The 18,572-nt window shown below is 71.5% G+C and carries 15 protein-coding genes; 7 read left to right on the top strand and 8 right to left on the bottom strand.

Annotation, left to right across the window (positions count from 1 at the left end):
• Nucleotides 1-41: 41 nt before the first annotated feature.
• The 4 genes from ABZS64_RS10335 to lnt all read right to left on the bottom strand — a co-directional run bounded on the left by ABZS64_RS10335 (nucleotide 42) and on the right by lnt (nucleotide 5,060).
• On the bottom strand, nucleotides 42-1,961 hold the full coding sequence (locus ABZS64_RS10335) for a GAF domain-containing protein (RefSeq protein ID WP_355825945.1): 1,920 nt from the start codon (nucleotides 1,959-1,961) through the stop codon (nucleotides 42-44).
• A gap of 115 nt (nucleotides 1,962-2,076) precedes the next feature.
• On the bottom strand, nucleotides 2,077-2,892 hold the full coding sequence (locus ABZS64_RS10330) for a 3-hydroxybutyrate dehydrogenase (protein WP_355825944.1): 816 nt from the start codon (nucleotides 2,890-2,892) through the stop codon (nucleotides 2,077-2,079).
• Nucleotides 2,893-2,947: 55 nt separating this feature from the next.
• Complete coding sequence (locus ABZS64_RS10325) at nucleotides 2,948-3,430, bottom strand: NUDIX domain-containing protein (protein ID WP_355825942.1); 483 nt, start codon at nucleotides 3,428-3,430, stop codon at nucleotides 2,948-2,950.
• Nucleotides 3,431-3,440: 10 nt separating this feature from the next.
• A complete protein-coding gene (gene lnt / locus ABZS64_RS10320) occupies nucleotides 3,441-5,060 on the bottom strand; it encodes an apolipoprotein N-acyltransferase (RefSeq protein WP_355825939.1) in 1,620 nt (539 codons plus the stop codon).
• 232 nt (nucleotides 5,061-5,292) lie between these two features.
• Between lnt and ABZS64_RS10315 the strand changes: the two genes are divergently transcribed.
• Nucleotides 5,293-6,372 (top strand): O-antigen ligase family protein, encoded by a 1,080-nt coding sequence (locus ABZS64_RS10315; RefSeq protein ID WP_355825936.1) that lies wholly within the window; start codon nucleotides 5,293-5,295, stop codon nucleotides 6,370-6,372.
• Between the two features lie 64 nt (nucleotides 6,373-6,436).
• Here the strand turns inward: ABZS64_RS10315 and ABZS64_RS10310 are convergent, their stop codons facing one another.
• Both ABZS64_RS10310 and ABZS64_RS10305 read right to left on the bottom strand, forming a co-directional pair.
• Complete coding sequence (locus ABZS64_RS10310) at nucleotides 6,437-7,003, bottom strand: hypothetical protein (RefSeq protein WP_355825933.1); 567 nt, start codon at nucleotides 7,001-7,003, stop codon at nucleotides 6,437-6,439.
• A gap of 87 nt (nucleotides 7,004-7,090) precedes the next feature.
• The gene (locus ABZS64_RS10305) at nucleotides 7,091-7,861 is read right to left on the bottom strand and encodes an aspartate/glutamate racemase family protein (RefSeq protein WP_355825930.1); all 771 of its coding nucleotides are present in this window, start codon (nucleotides 7,859-7,861) and stop codon (nucleotides 7,091-7,093) included.
• Nucleotides 7,862-7,919: 58 nt separating this feature from the next.
• Here ABZS64_RS10305 and ABZS64_RS10300 point away from each other — a divergent pair, with 58 nt between their 5' ends.
• Entirely contained in the window at nucleotides 7,920-9,095 is a 1,176-nt protein-coding gene (locus tag ABZS64_RS10300) for a glycosyltransferase (protein WP_355825927.1), read from the top strand.
• Nucleotides 9,096-9,099: 4 nt separating this feature from the next.
• Here the strand turns inward: ABZS64_RS10300 and ABZS64_RS10295 are convergent, their stop codons facing one another.
• On the bottom strand, nucleotides 9,100-10,413 hold the full coding sequence (locus ABZS64_RS10295; protein WP_355825924.1) for a TerD family protein: 1,314 nt from the start codon (nucleotides 10,411-10,413) through the stop codon (nucleotides 9,100-9,102).
• A 253-nt stretch (nucleotides 10,414-10,666) separates the two neighbouring features.
• On the opposite strand from ABZS64_RS10295, the gene ABZS64_RS10290 reads away from it, so the two are divergent.
• From ABZS64_RS10290 to ABZS64_RS10280, 3 genes are all read left to right on the top strand, one after another.
• A complete protein-coding gene (locus ABZS64_RS10290) occupies nucleotides 10,667-11,134 on the top strand; it encodes a DUF6643 family protein (protein ID WP_355825921.1) in 468 nt (155 codons plus the stop codon).
• A 391-nt stretch (nucleotides 11,135-11,525) separates the two neighbouring features.
• The gene (locus tag ABZS64_RS10285; protein ID WP_355825918.1) at nucleotides 11,526-12,134 is read left to right on the top strand and encodes a hypothetical protein; all 609 of its coding nucleotides are present in this window, start codon (nucleotides 11,526-11,528) and stop codon (nucleotides 12,132-12,134) included.
• A 129-nt stretch (nucleotides 12,135-12,263) separates the two neighbouring features.
• On the top strand, nucleotides 12,264-14,660 hold the full coding sequence (locus ABZS64_RS10280) for a right-handed parallel beta-helix repeat-containing protein (RefSeq protein ID WP_355825916.1): 2,397 nt from the start codon (nucleotides 12,264-12,266) through the stop codon (nucleotides 14,658-14,660).
• On the opposite strand, the gene ABZS64_RS10275 is transcribed toward ABZS64_RS10280, so the two are convergent.
• Nucleotides 14,630-16,993, bottom strand: coding sequence for a hypothetical protein (locus tag ABZS64_RS10275; protein ID WP_355825914.1), 2,364 nt, complete (start codon nucleotides 16,991-16,993; stop codon nucleotides 14,630-14,632). The two genes, ABZS64_RS10280 and ABZS64_RS10275, sit on opposite strands and share 31 nt — an antisense overlap.
• Nucleotides 16,994-17,219: 226 nt before the next feature.
• Here ABZS64_RS10275 and ABZS64_RS10270 point away from each other — a divergent pair, with 226 nt between their 5' ends.
• Nucleotides 17,220-18,101 (top strand): DeoR/GlpR family DNA-binding transcription regulator, encoded by an 882-nt coding sequence (locus tag ABZS64_RS10270; RefSeq protein ID WP_355826067.1) that lies wholly within the window; start codon nucleotides 17,220-17,222, stop codon nucleotides 18,099-18,101.
• A 6-nt stretch (nucleotides 18,102-18,107) separates the two neighbouring features.
• Complete coding sequence (locus tag ABZS64_RS10265) at nucleotides 18,108-18,557, top strand: SRPBCC family protein (protein WP_355825911.1); 450 nt, start codon at nucleotides 18,108-18,110, stop codon at nucleotides 18,555-18,557.
• The last annotated feature ends 15 nt before the right edge of the window (nucleotides 18,558-18,572 follow it).

The raw sequence follows: 18,572 nt of genomic DNA, 5'->3' as shown, positions 1-18,572 counted from the left end.
TGCCGCGCGGACTCCCGAAGGGGGTCCGCGCGGCGCCGTGTTCAGCGGGCGACCGACGTGGACATCGCGTGCAGACGCAGCGCCAGCTGGATCTCGAGCGCGCGGCCCGGTGACTGCCAGTCGGGGCCGAGCAGCCGGCCTATTCGCTCCAGCCGCTGGGCCACGGTGTTCACATGGACGTGCAGATCGTCCTTCGTACGGGCAGGGCTCATACCGCTGGCGAAGTACGCGTCAAGGGTGCGCACCAGGTCCGTGCCGCGCTTGCGGTCGTAGTCGACGACCTCGCCCATCGTGCGCTGGACGAAACCGTCGATGTCACCGGGGTCGGCGAGCAGCAGGCCGAGGAATCCCAGGTCCTGTGCCGCGGCGCCCTGCCCAGAGCGGCCGAGCAGGCGCAGGGCATCTAGGCAGCGGCGCGCCTGTTCGTACGCCCCCGCTATCGGGCCCGGATCGCCCGCGGGCGCGGCGACCGGCGAGGAAGCGCCGACGGTGACCAACTCCCTGAGCGTGCCGCCCAGTTGTCTGGCTGTCTGGCGGGCGAGCTCCGACGCGCTGTCGCGGGGGCCGAGCGGCAGCAGCAGTACGGTGCCGCCGTCGCGGGCAGCCGCCAGACCCGAGCGGGTCGCGGCCAGATGCGAAGCGGCAGACCACAGACGCTGCCGGTCAGCGGTCTCCCGCTCCGCGGTGTCGCCCGCGTCGGAACCCCGCCCTGCGGCATCCCGTCCCGTGGCGTCCGCGCCGGGTGCGTCGATACGGGCGGCGAGCACCACATGCGGGATGTCGAGATCGGCATTCAGTCGCGCCGCCCTCTCGCGCAGGAGCCGCGGGTCCCGGTCCGCCGCGTCCAGGAGGTCGTCGAGCAGCTCGCCGCGCACCCGCTGTTCGGCCTCGTGGGCCGAGCGCCGGGCAAGCAGCAGCAGCGAGGTGACCATGGCGGCGCGCTCCAGAGTGCGCTGGTCGACGGGATCGAGGTCCCGATGGCCGCGGAGAACCAGGGCACCCAGCAGCTCACCGCCCGCGGACACCGCGGCCACCCAGTCGTCCCCGTGCCGCACCGCGTGTCCGTCGGCGCCGGGCGCCTCGAGGTCGTCGTCCCTGAACTCGACCGTACCGTCCAGGACTTCGGACAGCGCGGCGGCCACATCATGGACACCGCCGCCCCGCAGGACCACCTCGGTCAACCGGTCGTGGACCTCCGAGGCGCGCTCGATGACGCCGCTGTGGTCCCGGATGATCTCGGTGGCCCGCTCCAGCTCGGCCAGTGCGGAACGGGTCTCCGCCAGCAGGTTCGCGGTGTCGATGGCAACGGCGGCATGGGCCGCGAACGAGGCGAGCAGCGCCACCTGTTCCCGTTCGAAGACTCTCGCACGGCGGTCGGCGGCGAAGAGCACGCCGATCACCTGGCTGCCGAGCATCAGCGGCACCCCGAGGATCGCGACCAGGCCCTCGTCGCTCACCGCTGTGTCGATCGCCCTGGTGTGCTCGAAGCGGGGGTCGTCGAAGTAGCTGTCGGTGACATACGGCCGTGCGGTCTGGGCGACGAGCCCCCCGAGCCCCTCCCCCATGCCCAGCCGCAGCTGCTGGAAGCGCGCCGATACCGAGCCTTCGGTGACGCGCATATAGGTGTCGCCCGCCGACGGGTCGTTCAGGCTCAGATAGGCGACCTCGGTGCCGAGCAGCGAGCGGGCGCGCTGCACGATCGCGCGCAGCACGGCGTCGAGATCGCGCAGTCCCGCCAGATCGTGCGCGGTCTCGAAGAGCGCGGACAGCTCGGCCTCACGCCGTCGCCGTCCCTCCAGTTCGGCGCGCACCCGCAGTGCGAGCTGCTTGGCCTGGTCGAGTGCGGCGAGCTCGTCCGGGCCTGCGCCGCTCGCGCGGGCGAGCAGCAGCGGGCGGTCGTACGCCTCGGCGGCGGCACCGCGTGCGAGGAGCTCCAGGTAGGAGGCTTGATCGTGGGACATGGACACAGGATTACCTGCCGTACGGGTGGTCGCACCAGACCTGTGGACGACGAAGCCAATGTGGACAACCTCGTCACCCCCCGGCCGCGGCCGGAAGGCTCCGCGGCCGTGCGCGCTAGTGAGCGGTCCAGCCGCCGTCGAGGGTGAGCGAGGTTCCGGTGATGAAGGACGCCTGCGGAGTGCACAGATACAGCACCGCCTCGGCGACCTCCTCCGGCTCGATCAGGCGCTTGATCGCGGAGTCCTTGAGCAGTACGTCGGCGAGCACACGCTCCGCGGCCACGGAGTGCGCGGCCGCCTGGTCGGCAATCTGCCTCTCGACCAGTGGGGTCCGCACATAGCCGGGATTGACGCAGACCGATGTCACCCCGTGCGGTGCACCTTCGAGGGCCGCGGTCTTGGAGAGCCCCTCAAGACCGTGTTTGGCGGCCACATACGCGGACTTGAAGGCCGAGGCGCGCAGCCCGTGCACGGAGGAGATATTGACGATCCGGCCCCACCCCTGCGCGTACATGTGCGGCAGCGCGCCCCTGATCAGGCGGAACGGCGCCTCCAGCATCACGGTGAGCACGGTGTGGAAGACGTCCGGCGGGAACTCCTCGATGGGCCGGACCAGTTGCAGCCCCGCGTTGTTGACCAGGATGTCCGCACCGGCCGCGGCCGCCTCCGCCGCGTCGAGATCGGTGAGATCGAGGACCTCCGGTTCGACGGCACCCGCCAGCCCCTCGGCGTACGCGGCCAGGGCATCGAGCCCCTGGGCGTCCCGGTCGACCGCCCTGACCTTGGCGCCGGCGGCCACGAGCCGCAGCGCGCAGGCGCGGCCGATGCCGCCCGCAGCGCCGGTGACAAGTGCCGTACGGCCGCCGAGATCGAGATCGACCGTGGGGGTACGGAGGTGGGGTGCGGGACCTGGTGCGGTGGGGGCGGTCATGCTTCGCACCCTAGGCAGTGATGATCCGCCGACCGATGTGTTCAGCGCCCATACTTCACTGCTCGACAGTGGGTTGGAACCATGCAGGTCCCTCGGTCATGGCCTGCTTGATCCGGAAGAGCGAGAACTCCTTGAGCTCCGGCAGCGCGTCCACGGAGAACCACCCCACCTCCAGCGACTCGTCGTCATTGACGCGTGCCTGGCCGCCCACCGCCCGGCAGCGGAAGCTGATGTCCATGAACTGGCACTGGTCGCCGTTGGGGTAGGTGACCGGCTTCCGCAGCGCCTGGACTAGCACGACCCGCTCCGCGACACAGCGCACCGCGGTCTCCTCGTACACCTCGCGCACAGCCGTGACGGCCGGCTGCTCCCCCGGCTCCGGGATCCCGCCGATGATCGACCACTTGCCGGTGTCGGCACGCCTGCCGAGCAGCACCCGGTCGTTGTCGTCGAAGACGACAGCGCTGACGCCGGGCAGCAGGAGCAGCTGATGGCCGGCACCGGCCCGGATCTCTCGGATGAAGTCAGGGGTTGCCATGTCCTCGACCCTAACCGGCGTCGACCGCGCCCTGCTCCGTCTTCCGCAGCCTGCGGGCCGCGCCCGCGCGGGCGACCGCCCAGCCCACACCACCGGCCGCGACCAGCACCAGAATCCCCTCGGGCCAGGTTCCGAGCCGCGTCGCCGGAGTGAGCGAGGAACGCAGCGGCACCTTGGCCACCAGCGCGTCCGGAGTGAAAATCTTCGTCTTCTGAACGATCTTTCCGTCCGGCATGATCACCGCGCTGACGCCGCTGGTGACGGGGACGACGACGGAGCGCCCGTGCTCGACGGCCCGCACCCGCGACATCGCCAGCTGCTGGTAGGTCATCTCGCTTCGCCCGAACGTGGCGTTGTTGCTGGGTACGGAGATCAGCTGCGCGCCGTGCGTGACCGTGTCCCGCGCGGCGTCGTCGAACGCCGCCTCGAAGCAGGTGACAAACCCGACCTTGGTGCCCGCCAGATCGAAGACACCGACCTTGTGGCCGGGACCGAAGTCGCGCCGGACCCGGTCGACGTCCGAACTGAAGAGCCGTACGAAGGACCGCATCGGGATGTACTCGCCGAAGGGCTGCACATGACGCTTGTCGTACGTGTTGACGGGCCCGCGCACGGGGTCCCATTCGATGAGGGTGTTGCGGAGCTTGCCGGTGTCGGGAGTGACGACGGCGCCCACGACGGTCGGTACGCCGATCGCCTGCACGGCATCGTCGATGACCAGCTTGGCGTCGGCATTGCGGTACGGATCGAGGTCCGAGGAGTTCTCCGGCCAGAGCACGAAGTCCGGCTTCGCCGCCTTGCCCGCCTTCACATCAGCAGCGAGCTGCTGGGTACGGCGGGCGTGGTTGTCGAGTACCGCGCGGCGCTGGGAGTTGAAGTCGAGCCCCAGGCGCGGCACATTGCCCTGGATCGCGGCGACGGTAGCCGTGCCGTCCTCGGCGGAGTCGTCGACGAGCGGCAGTGCGGCAAGGCTCCCCGCGACGGGGACGAGCACCGCGAGGATCGCCGCGACCGTGGCACCGCGCGGCAGTTCGCCGGTGCGCCTGTACGCGAGGACGCGGCGGACGGTCTCGTACAGGCCGAAGCCGCACAGGACGACAGCGAAGCTGAGCAGTGGCGTCCCGCCCACCGCCGCGAGCGGCAGGAAGACACTGTCCGCCTGACCGAAGGCGATCTTGCCCCAGGGGAAGCCGCCGAACGGCATCCGCGCACGAGCCGCCTCGCTCACGATCCACACGCCGGCGGCCCACACCGGCCACACGGGAAGGCGGGAGACCGCGGCGACGCCCATGCAGGCGAGCGCGACGAACACCGCCTCGACGGCTGACAGGGCCACCCACGGCAGGGCGCCGACCTCCTCGCCCGTCCAGACGAGCAGCGGCAGCAGGAAGCCGAGCCCGGCGAGGTAACCGAGGCCGAAGGCGGGCCGCAGCCGGCGTCCGTACAGGCTCCAGCCGAGCAGCGCGAAGGCAGGCAGCGCAAGCCACCACAGGGGCCGCGGCGGGAAGCTCAGGAAGAGCATCACCCCGGACAGGGCGGCGGCGCCCGGCCGTACGGACCGGCGCAGCAGCGGGCGGCCTGCGGCGGTGGCGGGCTGTGGGGTGTCGACGGAGGTGATGGTGGCACTCACGCAGCGGAGTCTACGGCGGCGACCTGTGCTCCCGGCAGTCCGGTCCGATCACCCGCCGCGTATCCCAACCGGAGCCGCCTGCCACCACGGGTGCGATCACGGCTGCTGCAACGTTCCTGCGCAACCCATCCACAAACCCCCGCATCTGCCGTTACCGTGTGCGCCAGTCCCTGCCACCCGATCCGGTTCGGCTGCTGCGGCAGGGCCCGTCACAGGTCGGGGGGTCGACGGGATGGCTGCACCGGACAGCCGGTCCGCGGCGCGCGAGCGCGGCAGCGCGACCGACGTAGTCGGCGTCGTCGTCCTCAGCGGATGCGTCGTGTGGTCGCTGGTCAGCGCGGCTGGGCGCGAGGCAAGGCCCGAGGGCGTGCTGCTCGCCGTGTTCGCCGTCGCCGCGGGATACGCCTGCGGGCGTATCTCCGGCACACTCCTGCCGGTCGCCGCCGCGTCCGCCGCGGCGCTCGCAGCCCTCGGTCTGGCGATCGCCTCACGGCAGGGCGTACCCGGCGCGAACGCCGGGGCGGCCACCCAGCCCGGCCATACCGGTGCGTCCGCCGCCCTGCTGGTCCTCGCCGCGGGCGCCGCCTGCTGCGCCGCCTCGGCGGCCCGTCCGCCGGTGCTGCGGCTCGCACTGCGACTGCTCGCGCTCGCGGTCGCCTCCACCGCGCTGGCGCTCGGTTCCGTGCCCGGGTTCGCCGCAACCATCGGCGTACTGCTCTGCTCGCTCGCGGCGGTCCGGATGCGCCGCCGCACGCTCGCGCTCGGAGGACTCGCCGTCGTCACCGGCCTGGTCGTCGCCACGACGTGGGGTGTGGCCGAGGACGCGCTGCCGGAAGGGCTCACGGTCTCGCTGGAGGGACAGCTGACCCAGAACCGCGTGGCTCTGTGGCAGGACGCGGTCCATCTCGCCAAAGAGGATCCGATACGGGGAGTCGGCCCCGACCGCTTCGACAAGCTGAGCACCACGGCGCAGCTGTCGCTGGGCTCCGACGGCAAGCCGCACTCGGCCTCGCTGCAGCAGGCGGCCGAGCAGGGTGTGGTGGGGGTTGCACTGCTGGGGGCGGCGTTCGGCTGGATGCTCTACGGCCTGCGGCGCTCGCCCCGGTCCACGCCGGTGGTGCTGAGCGCGGGCGCCGCGTTGACGGCACTGGCGTTCCTGGCGAGCGTCGGCAACGCTCTGAGCTTCACTCCGGTGACGGCGGGCGCGGGGCTGCTCGCCGGTCTGGCGACGGCGCGTTTGCCGGGCGAGGGTTCAGCGGGAGGGCACCGGCATGCGGCGAGGCAGCGGCAGGCGGACAGCCCGGTGCTTTAGGGGTCGGACGGAGCCGTTCAAGAACCCGCGCAGGCGTACCGCACGTCGACCGGCAGCCTGGCGCTCAGGCTTCCGCGGGCTTGACCGTCCCCGTGCCGGCCGGCCCGAGGCAGTGCCGAATCGCCCTGACGGCCGCTTCCGCGTCGTCGACGGTCACCGTGAAGGTCCTGCCGTCGCCCAGAGTGACGACGATGCCCTCACCACGGCGCACGACCACGGCGGTGCCCTTCTCCGGGCGCCAGCGGTACCCCCAGCCGCCCCACTGCCGCGGATTGACCTTCGGGTCGTACTCCGCGCCCACGACATGGGAGAGCGGGATCCGTCGGCGCGGCAGCCCGATGTGGCCGCAGCGCACTTCGACGGCATCGCTGTCCACCTTCACCGCCACATGGACGAAGGCGAGGGTCCCGTAGAGGATGAACAGCCCCGCCGCGACACAGCCGATCACGGACATCAGAAGGGCGACGATGCCCGCGTTCCACGCGTAGTCGACGGCCAGCTCGATACCCAGCGCCATGCAGGCCGCGCCTGCCGCGGCGAGCAGCCACTGGTAGCGGTTTGTCGCACGGCCCGTCCAGACCGCTGGCCGCGGCTCTGTGGTGGGCAGAGAGTCGTGCGGGTGGTCCGTCATGGCAGCAGGGTACCCAGCTTCCCGCGGCGCAGCATGGACTCGGCAAGCCGGATACGGCCAGGATCGGGGCCGTAAGAGCGATCACCGTCAGTGCGCGGTCGTCACTGCCTGGAGCAGACGGCCTTCGGCATAGCTCATCGCCTGTTCGGGAAGGGCGGACTCGCGGCCGCTGAGCAGCACGGTGAGACCGCCCGGGGCGGCGTCGGGGGCGGGCTGTTGGCCGATACGGCGGAGCGCCTGCGCCGCGACGGCCCCGGCCGAGCCGTGCAGGACGACATGCCGCCCGACAGCGGCACTGATGCGGTCTGCGACCAGCTCGTAATGGGTGCAGCCCAGGACGACGGCCCTTACATCGGCGGGAGTGAGGCCGGCCGCGGCTGCCACGGCCGCGTCGATGGCCGTCTCGTTCGCCTGCTGCACGGCGTCAGCGAGCCCCGGGCAGGGCACCTCGGTGACGGTGACCGAGTCGGCGAAGTCCCGGATGAGGCCGCGCTGGTACGGGCTGCCCGTCGTGGCGGGCGTGGCCCAGATGGCGACGGGGCCGCCACCGGCCGACGCCGGTTTGATCGCGGGGACCGTCCCGATGACCGGGATCGAGGGCTCGAGCTCCGCGCGCAGCGCGGGCAGGGCGTGCACCGATGCGGTGTTGCAGGCCACGATCAACGCGTCGGGGCGATGGGCTGCGGCCGCACGGGCCACGGCCAGTGCACGCTCGGTGAGATCGTCCGGCGTACGCGGGCCCCAGGGCATGCCGTCGGGGTCGGAGGAGAGGACAAGATCCGCGTCCGGCCGCAGCCGGCGCACCGCGGCGGCCGCCGCGAGCAGGCCGATTCCGGAGTCCATGAGCGCGATCTTCACCCGGTCACCATAGTCGACTGCCCTTGCGGTACCTGCGTGGTGGGGCAGACTTCGGCGAATGAGCGCCGTTGCCTGGATCGCCGTCGGATCGCTGGCCGCCTGGGGGTGGCTGCTGCTCGGGCAGGGCTTCTTCTGGCGTACTGACCAGCGGCTGCCCCGGCGCGAGGCCCCATCCGACTGGCCGGATGTGGCCGTTGTGGTGCCCGCGCGGGACGAGGCGGAGGTCCTGCCGGTCAGCCTGCCCTCGCTCCTTGGGCAGGACTATCCCGGACGCGCGGAGATCGTTCTGGTCGACGACGGCAGCACGGACGGAACCGGAGAGCTGGCCCGGGCGCTTTCCGAGCGGCACGGCGGGCTGCCGCTGCGCGTGGTCTCCCCCGGTGAGCCGGAGCCGGGATGGACCGGCAAGCTCTGGGCGCTGCGGCACGGCATCGCCGTGGCCCGGGCGGCGCGCGAGCCCGAGTATCTGCTGCTGACCGACGCGGATATCGCCCATGGGCCGGACAGCCTGCGCGAGTTGGTGGCCGCGGCCCGCACCAACGGGCTCGACCTCGTGTCCCAGATGGCACGACTGCGGGTCGCGAGCGGGTGGGAACGGCTCATCGTGCCCGCCTTCGTCTACTTCTTCTCACAGCTCTACCCCTTCCGCCGGGTCAACCGCCCGGGGGCCGGGACCGCGGCAGCGGCGGGCGGCTGCGTTCTGCTGCGCACCGAGGCCGCCGAGCGGGCGGGCGTGCCGGAGTCGATCCGGCAGGCGGTGATCGACGATGTGTCGCTGGCGCGGGCGGTACAGCGGGCGGGCGGCCGGATCTGGCTGGGACTTGCCGAGCGGGTGGACAGCGTGCGGCCGTATCCGCGGCCGGCAGACCTGTGGCGGATGGTGTCCCGCAGCGCGTACGCGCAACTGCTGCACAGTCCCCTGCTGCTGGCAGGGACGGTCGTCGGTCTCGCACTGGTCTATCTCGCCCCGCCCGTCACGCTCTGCGCCGGACTGTTCGGGCACGACGCGGCCGCGGGCTGGGCCGGCGGCCTGGCGTGGGCGGTGATGACGGGGACGTATCTGCCCATGCTGCGCTACTACCGGCTGCCGATGCTCCTCGCGCCCCTGCTGCCCTTCACCGCGCTGCTGTATCTGCTGATGACGGTCGATTCGGCGGTGCAGCACTACCGCGGCCGGGGAGCCGCCTGGAAGGGGCGTACGTACTCACGTCCCCAGACGGCTCCCGACCGGTGAGGCGCTACTTCCTGCCGGGCGTCCAGTTCATGCCCCAGCCGTACGCGTAGTCGATGGTGCGCTGCGGGCTCACGCCGCGCTCCGGGACCAGGAAGCGGGCCTCGCGCTGGACGACGAGATCCGAGCCGGTGTTGGTGATCAGCGCGAGCGCGCAGACGGTCGACGGCACGGTGCACTCGCCGAGTGAGAAGTCGATCGCGGCACCGTGCTGCGGCTGGAGTGTGACCGTCGCGTCGAGATCGGCAAAGCTGCGCGCGCCTTCGTAGATGGTGACGAAGATGACGACGCGGCGCAGCCGGTCCTTGTGGTCCAGGTTGATGGTGAGGTTTTCGCCGGAGGTGCCGCCGGTGCGGTCGTCTCCGTCGAGATGAATGTACGGGGGCTGGTGGAGCGCGCCGAAGGCGTTGCCAAGAGCCTGGACCACGCCCTTGCGGCCGTCGGTGAGTTCGTAGAGCGCGCACAGATCGAGGTCGAGGTCGCCGTGCATGGCGACGGCTCTGCCGAGTTTGGCGCCCCAGCCCTGGAACTGCTTGCGTACCTGCCAGCTGAGGTTGACGCGCATCGCGCCCGACGTGCCGCCCTGTTTGGTGAGGGAGACGGAGGGAGTGTCCTTGGTGAGCGTCACCTTGGTGAGGCGTACGGGAGCGGAGGGCGGGGCAGCGGGCGCAGGCGGCGCAGAAACCGGAGGCGCCACAGGTGCAACAGGAGGCGGCATCGGGGCAGGAGGTGCAGGAGGCATCACGGGCTCTGCGGGAATCGGGGCAGCGGGATGCGGAGCCGGTGCCGCCTGTTGCGGCTCGTCGACCGTGATGCCGAAGTCCGTCGCCAGGCCTTCGAGTCCGGTGCTGTAGCCCTGTCCCACCGCACGGAACTTCCACGCACCCTGACGCAGGTAGAGCTCGCCCAGGACGAAGGCCGTCTCCACTGTCGCGTCCTGGCTGTCGTAGCGCGCGATCTCGGCTCCGGAGCCCGCGTCGAGGACCTTGATGTAGAGACCGGGCACCTGACCGAAGCTGCCGCCGTCGGCCGATGCGGCCAGCACGATCTTCTCGATCGCGGGCTCCACGCGCGCGAGGTCGACCGACACCAGGTCCCTCACACCGTCCGGCCCGGTCTGCTTGCCCTCGTGGCGTACGGCTCCCGAGGCGTGCGTGGGCTGGTTGTAGAAGACGAAGTCCGCGTCGGAGCGGACCTTTCCCGACGCGAGGAGGAGTGCCGAGGCGTCGACGTCAGGCACGCCGGGGCCCGAACGCCAGCCCAGCTCGACGCGAACCTGCTGCGCCGGCACCGGAGTATTGGCTCCCTTAAGCATGGACATGCTCGCCCCCATCGCGAGTCGCGGTGCCCGGAAAGTTCATCTGCGGACAACCTAATCACCGGGGCGGCCCGAACGCCCCGGCCGACCCGTGGGTAACCCGCTCTCAGCTTGCCCTTTACACGATCTAAGCACTTGCCTGAGACCGATTTCCCCAGATTCGCTCGCATTGGGGATCCACTGTCACTCGCATCTCCCGAAACAACCCTCTTATCGGGCTCCCCAACCAGCACATCGTGGGCTTAACTTATGTGCCATGACCTCCCCCCGCGCCACCTACGGCGGCGGTTACTACTCCGCTCCGTCGTTCCCCGACACCCCCATCTACGACTCCCTGGTCGCGGAGCGGGGCACACCTCAGATCGCCCCGATCCGAGTGCCTTCCGCGTACGACACCGGCAACAGCTATCTGCCGGCGCTCCCCGCGGCCCTGCCCGCCCTCCCGGCGGCTCCCTCGCCCACTCCCTCCTACGGCTATCCGCAGATGCAGCAGATGCAGCAGCCCATGCCGCTGCAGCACGCGCCTGCGCCGTACATCCCGCAGCAGCCCCAGGTGCCGCGCGGGTACCCCGGCCCCCAGGGCTACGCCCAGCAGCAACAGCAGCCGCGTCCGGTGGCCACTGGTTACGAGGCGATGCGGCCGGCGGCCGCCCGTCCCGCTCCCGCGCCGTCGCCCTACGAGGACCCGTACAACCGCCCGTACCAGGGCGGCCGGGGGTACTGACCGACCGACTGTCCACCCGGTCCGATGTCGGACGCGGGGTGCGCACCCGGCGAAACGGCTGAGAAGCCGCGGGGATTCGCCGGGGGACCGTCGGTGGACACTGATCGACCCTTTGGCCAAGGTGGCCACCCAACGCCGGCAGTCGACTGCCGGCGTTGGCGCATGTCCGGGCGCGGTCGTCGGCCCTTCCTGGCCCCGCGGGGCGGCAGAATCCGGCCGATCCGCGCCGACTCGCGCCCGTGGGAACCCTCCGTGGTGCCAGGCGCGTTGGACGGTTTGCGGGGGCCGGGGCGTGGCGAGTGGCAGGGGTTACTTTGCTCTCTGTTCGGGCCACCCGCGCTTGAGCCGTGCCGCACCGGGCTATGACGGACGCGGAAGGGGGTGCAGGACCGTGCGAGCAGCCACAGGAGTCTGGCGCTGGCGCCGCAATCCCCTGCGCCGTGCGACGGATCTTCTGGAGGCATGGGTGGCGCTCGTCGCGGCCGTGCTTCTCGTCACCGCCGCTCCGGCCTTCGGCTGGCTCAGCGGGAGTCTGACGGACGACTCGCTGCGACAGTCGGTACGGATCCAGCGCCAGCAGCGTCATCCAGTCACCGCGACGGTGCTGAGACCGGCGAAGGAGCCCAAGCCCCCGGCGTACGACCCCGAGGGGTCGGCGACCCGCGAGAAGCGCCGTCCGGTCGTGGCGAAGTGGACGGCGGTGGACGGCAGTCGGCACACCGGCAACGTCTCGACCGTGCTGCGTACCGCCCGGCCGGGAGTCACCTTCACCCTGTGGACCGACCGCACGGGCATGATCGTCAATCGCCCGATGGACGCGGCGACCGCGCGGGTGCACGCAGTTCTCGCCGGTATCGGCGCCGCCCTGTCCGCCGCCGGGCTCGTCGAATGCACCAGACGGCTGGTCGTGTGGCGGCTCGTACGACGCAGATACGCGCGCCTGGACCGGGCCTGGGCCGCGGCGGGCCCCGACTGGGGCCGCACCGGCGCGGGCAGCTGACCGGTCACATCTCGTCAACTCCCGCTCGTCGCGCGCGCTACGGTGGGGCCACCCCGTCGGGGGTAAGGGGGCGTCCCCCTCAGAGGCGCGCGGCGGAGCACTTTCACGAGGTGGGGGCAGAGCAGCACGATGGCACAGGGCACGGTCCAGGTGACGCACACCGGCACATCGCGGTGGCGGCGCCGCACGGGCGAGTACCCCTCACTGGCCGCAGCCCTGGAGGCCGCGGGCGACGGCGACGTTCTCACCGTCGCGCCGGGGACGTACCGCGAAAACCTCGTCGTCCAGCGGGCGGTGACCCTCCGCGGCTCCGAGGGCGCGGTCGGTTCCGTCCGTATCGCGCCCGCCGACGGTGTGCCGCTCACCGTGCGTGCCTCCGCCACCGTCCAGGACCTCCATGTGGAGGGGCAGGACTCGGCGGCACCCGCGCTCCTGGTCGAGGACGGCACTCCCGAGCTGATCGATCTGCGGATCGTCACCCGCTCCGCGGCAGGTCTCGAGGTGCGTGGCGCGGCCCGTCCCACCGTCCGCCGCTGCACCGTCGACAATCCGGCGGGCGTCGGCATCGGTGTACTGGAAGGCGCCGGCGGGGTGTTCGAGGAGTGCGAGGTCGTCGCGGCGGGTCAATCGGGCATCTCTGTGCGCGGCGGCGCGCATCCACGTCTTGAGCGCTGCCGGGTGCATCACGCGTCGGGCGCGGGCCTGACCGTGACGGGCGAGGGCAGCGGCCTGGAGGCGATCGGCTGCGAGGTGTACGAGATCAAGGGCACCGGCGTCCAGATCGCGTCACGTGCCACGGCCCATCTGACGGACTCCACCGTGCACCGCACCTCGGCGGACGGCATCACTCTCGACACCGACGCCGTGCTCACGCTCTCCGACTGCGACATCCACGACATTCCGGAGAACGCGATCGATCTGCGCTCCCGGTCGGTGCTCACACTCACCCGCTCCACGGTCCGCCGATTCGGGCGCAACGGCCTGTCGGTGTGGGACCCGGGCACGCGCGTGGACGCCAACCAGTGCGAGATCCACGACAGTACGGGCGACTATCCGGCCGTCTGGGTCAGCGACGGCGCGAGTGCCGTCCTCGACTCGTGCCGTGTGCACGATGTCCCGGACGCACTGTTCGTCCTCGATCGCGGCTCGCGCGTCGATGTCGTCGACAGCGATCTCTCCCAGGTCCGCAACACCGCGGTGTCGGTGAGCGACGGCGCGACGGCGCAGCTCGACGACTGCCGGATCAGGGAGGCATCCACCGGCGCCTGGTTCCGCGACCACGGCAGCGGCGGCACGCTGAACGGCTGCACCATCGACGCGGCGCAGACCGGCGTGATCGTCACCAAGGGGGCGGATCCGGTGATCGAGCGCTGCACGGTCACCTCGCCCGCCGAGGCCGGTTTCTATGTCTCGGCGGAGGGGCGCGGCACCTTCCGCGGCTGCCGGGTCACCGGCAGCGGCGGCTACGGCTTCCATGTGATGGACGGCTGCCGTACGACGATGAGCCGCTGCCGCACCGAGCGCTGTGCGCGCGGCGGTTACGAGTTCGCCGAGTCCGACAGCGTCGTCGCCGAGGACTGCACGAGCGACGAGAGCGGCGTACTGCCCACGACCGAGCCGGCAACGGCCGCGGTGACCGCGACCCAGTCCCCCGGGCTGCTCACCGCGGTGCCCGACCAGCGCGCCCCCGAAGCCGCGACGCCTGCCGAGCCCGTACGCACCTCGGGTGCGGTCCTCGGCGAACTGGACGCGCTCGTCGGCCTGGAGAGCGTCAAGCGCGAGGTCCGCACGCTCACCAACATGATCGAGGTCGGCAGGCGCCGCCAGGAAGCGGGTCTCAAGGCCGCGTCGGTCCGGCGCCATCTGGTCTTCACCGGCTCACCCGGCACCGGAAAGACCACAGTTGCCCGGCTCTACGGCGAGATCCTGGCCTCGCTCGGAGTGCTGCAGCGCGGCCATCTCGTCGAGGTCTCCCGCGTCGACCTCGTCGGCGAGCACATCGGCTCGACGGCGATCCGTACCCAGGAGGCGTTCGACCGGGCGCGCGGCGGTGTGCTCTTCATCGACGAGGCGTACGCCCTCTCCCCCGAGGACTCCGGGCGTGACTTCGGCAAGGAGGCCATCGACACCCTGGTGAAACTGATGGAGGACCACCGGGACGCGGTGGTGGTGATCGTCGCCGGGTACACCGCGGAGATGGAGCGCTTCCTGTCGGTCAACCCCGGTGTGGCATCGCGGTTCTCACGGACCATCACCTTCCACGACTACGCGCCCGAGGAACTGCTGCGGATCGTGGAGCAGCAGGCCGAGGACCATGAGTACCGGCTGGGCACGGGCACGGGTGAAGCACTGCTGAAGTACTTCACCGCGCTGCCCAAGGGCCCCGCCTTCGGCAATGGCCGCACCGCCCGCCAGACCTTCGAGTCCATGGTGGAGCGGCATGCGGGCCGGGTCGCCGAGCTCACCGAGGTGAACACCGACGACCTGACCCTGCTCTACCCGGAGGATCTGCCCGAACTACCCTGAGCCTGGTGGGGAACGGCGGGCGTGAGCCGGTCGAGAAGCTCGCGACGTTCCTTGTCGAAGGCCGGATCGGCCTGGTAGTCGGAGTGCCCGAGGATCGGCTCGGGCAGCGGATGCAGGTCCGAACGCCCGTACACGACCGGGTCCTTGAACGCCTTGCAGTCGACTCCGGGTCGTACGCCGTCGGCAGGGACCAGGACGGGCCCGCCGATCGGGTCGGTGTGCCGCCACAGATTGCGCCAGGTGTGCACCTGGCCGCTCAGCTCGGCCAGCGCCACGGGCCCGAAGTAGGCGGGGAACCAACGGCCGTAGAGGCGTTCAAGCGGTGATCCGTACGTCAGCAGCGCCACCCGGCGCCGGGTGGCCGCGGGCAGTTGCCAGACGGCAGCGGCGGCCAGCACGCTGCCCTGGGAGTGACCGGAGATCACGAGCCTGCCGCCGGTGCGTGCGGTCCAGGTGCACATCCGCCAGGTGAGGTCGGGGACGGCGCGCTCCGCGTAGCAGGGCGGCGCGAAGGGGTGGGCCGCACGCGGCCAGAAGGTGCCCACGTCCCACAGGATGCCGATGGTGCGCCGGGCGGAGGCGTCGCGGTAGGCACGGCGGCCCCAGGTGACGAACAGTATGAAGCCGAAGCCGATCAGCCAGGAGCCGATGGCCTGCGCGGCCTCGGCGACGGATTCGGCGAAGCCGTCGCCGAAGGCCTTGCCGGGCACGTCGCCTCCGGCCCACGCCCCGGCAAGCGCGCCCGCGCCGAGGAGCAGGGTGGCGCCGGAGACGATGCCGACGATCCAGGGCGCGGCGTCGGTGAGGGCGGCCCGGGCGCGGGTGCCCGCTATCCGCCGGGTGCGGACCTCGTCGGGACGGCTCACGGCGTAGTCCGACTCGACGTCGCCCGCGAGGCCGCGGGCCGTCTTCCACGTTCGTACGGCGAGGACGACGGCGGGGACGAACAGAACGATCAGCAGTACGGGGATGACCGAGGCCTGCCAGCTGAGCAGTACGGGAGGCCCGGGAATGGACCCTTCGCCGTCCATGCCGGGGGTGCCGGGGCCGTCCAGCCAATCGGCAACACGCTGGGCTACACCGCCCGTCATCACCCCGCCGAGGGCGCAGGCGAGCATCGCGACGGCGGGCCCGCCCAGTCCGTGCATGGCGGTGCGCGCATGACGTGCACGGCGGTGCAGGACCCGGGCGGTGACGCCCAGAGCGATGACCAGGGTGCCCTGGGCGAGGGCGATGACGCGGAAGGTCACATCCCCGGGGAGGGTGGCGGTGGAGACCCAGCCGGGCCGCGACCACGAGGCGTAGAGCAGCGCGAGACCTAACTCCGCCAGTGCGGCGCCGGGCAGCCAGCGGACGGCGGCGCGGTCGATCCGGGCATCGATCCGCCGCTCGCTGCGGCCTCTGCGCACCACGACCCACAGCACGCCGAGCAGCCCGATGACGAGGGCCGCCTCCAGCAGCCAGCCGCAGACTTCGAGCAGGGTGTCGTCGCCGCCCCGGTCGTGGCGGGCGGCCGCTCCGGCGACGGCGGCTGCGACGGTGAGGAAGCCCGCAGCGGTGTGCGCGGCACGCAGCCTCGCGACGAGCCGGCGGCCGTACCAGAATCCCGGGCGACCGAGTGCGGGCCGTACGACGGGGTTCTTCGGCTCGACGACGTCTTCCTCGATCTCCTCAAGACCCTCCTCGTCACTCATGTCCTCGCCGGTCGGCGGCCGCTGGGATTCGTAGGCGCTCCATGTGCGGTTGGAGAGGTACCAGAGCAGGCCGACCAGCGCGGCCGGCACGACCGCGGCGAGCGCGAGACGCCTGCCGGGCTGTGACCACCAGCCGCCCTGCGCGCTCGACACGAATCCGAGCCAGGACCTGTCCTGGGTGCACTCGGCAGAGCCTGCGCACTGCCAGGCCAGCAGGTCGAGCGCGACCTCGCAGGCGGCAGCCGTCAGCAGCACGGTGAGGCTGAGGGCGACGAGCCGCACCAGCACTCCGTACAGCCGTGTCGTTCTCCTGCGGCCCTTGGCGCGCGGGCGCATCCAGTGCGCGAGGTTGGCCACCATGAAGGGGAGCAGCAGCAGCCACAGGGCCCGTGCGCTGTTGCCGGAGGTGAGGTTGGACCAGCAGTACGCCTCGGGGATGGGCCGGTCCTCGTACCGGTCGGGGTGGCTCTCCGCCTTCTCGTCGTCGGTGCGCCGGAACACGGCGGCTTTCTCGTCACCGGAGATCCGGATCGTGCGGGGGTCGCCGAGCATGTCCTGCGGGGTGGCTCCGCCGACGCCGTGGACCAGCAGCTCCAGCGCGGGCCCTCCGTTCTGCGGGACCGGAGTGGCAGAGGACACTTCTGTGACTCGCTCTCTCGATGGAAGGCTCTCGATGGAAGGATCGATCAGTGCGCGGCCGCGCGGCGGTTCATGACCAGAATCCCGGATCATGGCAGTTCACCGCACGGCTCTTACCGAATCTCCCCGAGCTCCGGCCGCACCGGCCGTGCGAGGATGAGCAGCCTTGGCCACAGGCGGTGTACGACACGCGGAGTACGACGACATGGAAGGACCGGCCCCGGCAGTGACCGACAACCAGAACCTGCTCGCGGAGCAGCGGCGCGCCCTCATCCTCGACGAGGTGCGCAGGCGCGGCGGGGTGCGGGTCAATGAGCTCACCCGCAAGCTCAATGTCTCCGACATGACGGTGCGCCGGGATCTGGACGCTCTGGCCCGGCAAGGGGTCATCGAGAAGGTCCACGGCGGCGCGGTTCCGGTGGTCGAGGCGAGCACGCACGAGCCGGGTTTCGAGGCCAAGTCGGCGCTGGAGCTGAGCGCCAAGGAGGACATCGCACGGGCTGCGGCTCGGATGGCGGTGCCCGGCAGCGCGATCGCGCTCTCCGGCGGCACCACGACCTATGCCCTGGCACACCACCTCCTCGAAGTGCCCGATCTGACGGTGGTCACCAACTCGGTGCGTGTCGCGGATGTGTTCCACGCGGCGCAGCGTGCAGGTGCGGCGGGCGGTCAGCGGCCCGGCGCGGCCACGGTGGTCCTCACCGGAGGAGTGCGTACCCCTTCCGACTCGCTGGTCGGACCGGTCGCCGACCAGGCGATCCGCTCACTCCACTTCGATGTGCTCTTCCTCGGTGTGCACGGGATCTCGGTCGAGGCGGGGCTGTCCACGCCGAATCTGGCGGAGGCCGAGACGAACCGCCGTTTCGTCCAGGCGGCGCGCCGGGTGGTGGTGATCGCCGACCACACCAAGTGGGGGACGGTGGGGCTGAGTTCATTCGCCGCGCTGGCCGAGGTCGACACGCTGGTGACGGACGCCGGTCTCTCGGCGGAAGCCCGCGAGGAGATGGCCGAGCATCTGCCGGGTCTTGTGGTGGCGGGCGGTCCCGAGAGTGCCGGCGGTTCCGAGAGTGCCGGCGGTTCCGAGAGCAACGGCGGGCAGGACGGCTGAGGCCGGATGCCCACCTTCCGGCTCACCCGGGCCGTCGCGCTGCCGGCCGACGAGGCCTGGTCGCGGGTCACCGACTGGCGGGCACACGCGGCTCAGGTACCCCTGACGTCCGTCTCCGTCGTCACGCCGCCGCCCACCCGGGTGGGCACTCGCTTCGTCGCGCGCTCCGGAGTGGGCCGCGCCGGATTCGACGATCCGATGGAGGTCGTCCGCTGGGAGCCGCCCGAGGACGGCAGGCCCGGGCGCTGCCGGCTGGAGAAGCGCGGATCCGTCATCACGGGCTGGGCGGAGATCGAGGTGCTCCCGGAGGGTCCCGGCGCCGTGGTGGTCTGGGTCGAGGAGCTGCGTATCCGCTTCGTGCCCCGGCTGCTGGACCCGCTGGTCGTCCGGGCTGGCCGGCTGGTGTTCGGCCGCGCCCTGGACGGACTCCTGCGGAGATCCGGGTCTCATGTCTGAAGCACCTGCGGACAA

Origin of the sequence: Streptomyces sp. NPDC005408, from assembly GCF_040606445.1 — a bacterium.
Lineage (GTDB): Bacteria > Actinomycetota > Actinomycetes > Streptomycetales > Streptomycetaceae > Streptomyces.
The sequence above is the reverse complement of the archived record's forward strand: the minus strand, read 5'-3'. Positions and strand labels throughout refer to the sequence as shown.

Bases quoted from the DNA above. Each gene is read 5' to 3' on its own strand.
- ABZS64_RS10335 (WP_355825945.1), bottom strand. From the start codon at position 1,961: ATGTCCCACGATCAAGCCTCCTACCTGGAGCTCCTCGCACGCGGTGCC.
- ABZS64_RS10330 (WP_355825944.1), bottom strand. From the start codon at position 2,892: ATGACCGCCCCCACCGCACCAGGTCCCGCACCCCACCTCCGTACCCCC.
- ABZS64_RS10325 (WP_355825942.1), bottom strand. From the start codon at position 3,430: ATGGCAACCCCTGACTTCATCCGAGAGATCCGGGCCGGTGCCGGCCAT.
- ABZS64_RS10315 (WP_355825936.1), top strand. From the start codon at position 5,293: ATGGCTGCACCGGACAGCCGGTCCGCGGCGCGCGAGCGCGGCAGCGCG.
- ABZS64_RS10310 (WP_355825933.1), bottom strand. From the start codon at position 7,003: ATGACGGACCACCCGCACGACTCTCTGCCCACCACAGAGCCGCGGCCA.
- ABZS64_RS10300 (WP_355825927.1), top strand. From the start codon at position 7,920: ATGAGCGCCGTTGCCTGGATCGCCGTCGGATCGCTGGCCGCCTGGGGG.
- ABZS64_RS10295 (WP_355825924.1), bottom strand. From the start codon at position 10,413: ATGTCCATGCTTAAGGGAGCCAATACTCCGGTGCCGGCGCAGCAGGTT.
- ABZS64_RS10290 (WP_355825921.1), top strand. From the start codon at position 10,667: ATGACCTCCCCCCGCGCCACCTACGGCGGCGGTTACTACTCCGCTCCG.
- ABZS64_RS10280 (WP_355825916.1), top strand. From the start codon at position 12,264: ATGGCACAGGGCACGGTCCAGGTGACGCACACCGGCACATCGCGGTGG.
- ABZS64_RS10265 (WP_355825911.1), top strand. From the start codon at position 18,108: ATGCCCACCTTCCGGCTCACCCGGGCCGTCGCGCTGCCGGCCGACGAG.